This window comes from Novipirellula sp., from assembly GCF_041583735.1.
GTDB lineage: Bacteria > Planctomycetota > Planctomycetia > Pirellulales > Pirellulaceae > Novipirellula.
The window spans coordinates 1-2,422 of the sequence record NZ_JBFHFD010000933.1; the positions used below are offsets into that span (position 1 = coordinate 1).

General features: G+C 55.7%; 3 protein-coding genes. 2 read left to right on the top strand and 1 reads right to left on the bottom strand.

Features of this window, described 5'->3' with window-relative positions:
- Positions 1-1,354 (top strand): sialidase family protein (locus ABX962_RS34745; protein ID WP_372726240.1); only part of this gene is annotated, 1,354 nt, incomplete at its 5' end.
- A gap of 91 nt (positions 1,355-1,445) precedes the next feature.
- Here ABX962_RS34745 and ABX962_RS34750 read toward each other — a convergent pair.
- Positions 1,446-1,907 carry a hypothetical protein gene (locus ABX962_RS34750; RefSeq protein ID WP_372726241.1) on the bottom strand — a complete coding sequence of 154 codons (462 nt, stop codon included), beginning with the start codon at positions 1,905-1,907 and terminating at the stop codon, positions 1,446-1,448.
- Positions 1,908-2,088: 181 nt separating this feature from the next.
- Here ABX962_RS34750 and ABX962_RS34755 point away from each other — a divergent pair.
- The coding region (locus tag ABX962_RS34755) for a hypothetical protein (protein ID WP_372726242.1) at positions 2,089-2,422 on the top strand (334 nt) is incomplete at its 3' end.

Below are 2,422 nucleotides of genomic sequence, written 5' to 3' on the forward strand. Positions count from 1 at the left end.
CGGCGTTGTCAACGGACTTCCCGACGAGTGCGTCGCGGTGAAGGTCGAGATTGTGGTGACCTCAACGGACGCGGAAACAAACCCTGACCTGGAGGATGTTTATCGGGTTCACTTATCGCAGATGGTGGAGGATGCCCCGTTCACAGCGCGTTACGCTTTGGGCAAGCCCGTGCGAACACCATTGCCCGCCGGTCCGCTGCATTCTCGAACGATCGTACTGGAGTCCTACTACGAAGTGGTTCCCAATGCGCCTCTGACGGTGCGGATTCAGCGCGAGCCCGGCCTGCCCGGGGACACGTCCACCCGCCCCGCCGGTCTGGCGGTTGTGAAGGTGACTCCGTTAAGCGCTCTTGCGGAGGCTCATGTCGTGCAGGATGTGAGTGGCTACAACTCTTGGCCAATGACTCAGGCCGTCGGCGAGAAACTGGTCTGTACTTACAGTCGAGGCTCGGCGCATTCGATCGGCGAAGATGCCCGCGCCGTGTATGCACGCACTTCTACCGACGGTGGAAAAACGTGGACGGCGGAAACAGTCGTCGCGAACACACCCGGCTACGGCGAAGTCACTGTCGGGAAGGGCTTGGATTCCACAGGGGCAATGCTGCTCTGGGTGCGCCGCATCGGAAAGGACTGGAATCACGACCTCTACCGCACCACCGATGGGGTGAAGTTCACGCTCGTAGCAACACCGAAACTCGCTGTTCAACCCATGCAGATTACCGACGTCTTCTCGGTCCCCGAGGTTGGGTTGATGGCTTTGTGGTTCGCAGGAAACTACAGTGACGAAGCGGTTCACTCGTGGGGCATGATGACCAGCAGCGACGATGGTGCCACCTGGACGCAGACTCCTGTCGAGTCCGGGCTGATGAAAACAGACTGGCCCACCGAACCCTCCGCTGTTTACCTTGGCGACGGCAGGATCCTTGCCATCGCGCGGACGGAAAGCGGGCCAGCTCAATTCCAACTGGTTTCAACGGATAACGGTGCCACGTGGACTCGCGAGCAAACCAACATTGGCGACATTCTTGCCTCGACCCCCAGCCTGATCCTCGATTCCAAAACCGGTTTGTTGAGCAATTATTACTACGAACGTGGCCGGGGAATCCTTCGTCGCCGAGTCGTTGAACCAGACGTCGTCTTTGACAATCCGCTGCATTGGCCTGCTTCGGAAGCCGTCACCACCGGCAGTCCGATTGCATGGGACTCGGGCAACGCGAACGCCACCGTGATCGGGAACACCCACTACGTCTCTTTTTACTCTGGAAAGGCTCCTGACACGGCGGTCATGGTTTCGGAGCTCCCAGAACCGACGGTCGGGGATGTTCATCTCAGCACCAGCGGTTCGAATCGATAGCCACACACATTAGGCATTTCGATGCCATTCGAAACGCGCATCGACAACTGAGGCAATCTCATTTTCAGTCATCGCTTCATTACTTCCTCGATTACTTCTTCGCCTGTAGTTGCGCAAGCGTTTTGACCAGACGCCCGGGATCATCGCACAACAAAGATTCAGGATGATATTTTAGCAGCGGCAGTACTTTCTCTGGTGTTCCTGTGGTCGCATCGAAATGGATTTTCGCTCCAGCCTGACGCATCTTAGTCAGTAGCGTTGGGTCATTTTCAATCCAGGCAATTTGGGGTCGTAAGTAATTCACGTCCGCCGTAAGAAACGCATCCAGCTGCTTTTTCTGACGCAGAAAAATTAGCGTCTTCATTTCAGGCAAGCGTTCTTTGAGCTGACGCGATTGTTCCACGGTTCGCACTGCCTCGATCGTGCGTGCAGGTTCGCCATCGACTTTCACGGCCGCGACAATTTGATCTGCATACGCCACGCCTTCTTCCTTCAAGTCCAATTGGACATCGATACGTCCACGGCAGACTTGCAGTGCTTGATCCAATGACAACACCCGTTCGCAATGGTACTCCGTCCCAAACCACAGCTTCCGAAAAAAGATGCGGTTTACGATGAGTTTGACGACTGTACTTCCTGTGGGGGCCGCACGATCGGAATGATGCCCCGCCTAGTTAGTGGACGACAAACTGTTCTGATGGGGCGTGGTTTCCGTGTTACGAATTCAAGTTACTATGAATTTGGCAGCGAAGATATGTCTCCTCATTTTCATTGGTCACGTCGGATTGTTGGCGGGGTGCGGGATGCGCTCTCGCGAACTCACGCAGGCAACACTCATTGCTGTGGCCGACAACGATTCGATTGCGAATTTTGATCCCCAGTGGATGGAGGTCAAATACACTTGCGTTTCGAACGATCCTGTCCCCATTGACAGTGTGCATTTGCCACCGGAACAACGGGAAACATGGGAGCTAACACTCGCTTCGGTCGTGCAGATGGCTTTGTCACGAAGCCAGGTCATTCGCGACATCGGCGGAGCAGTCGTTTCCGCCCCAGAGAGCGTTTCGA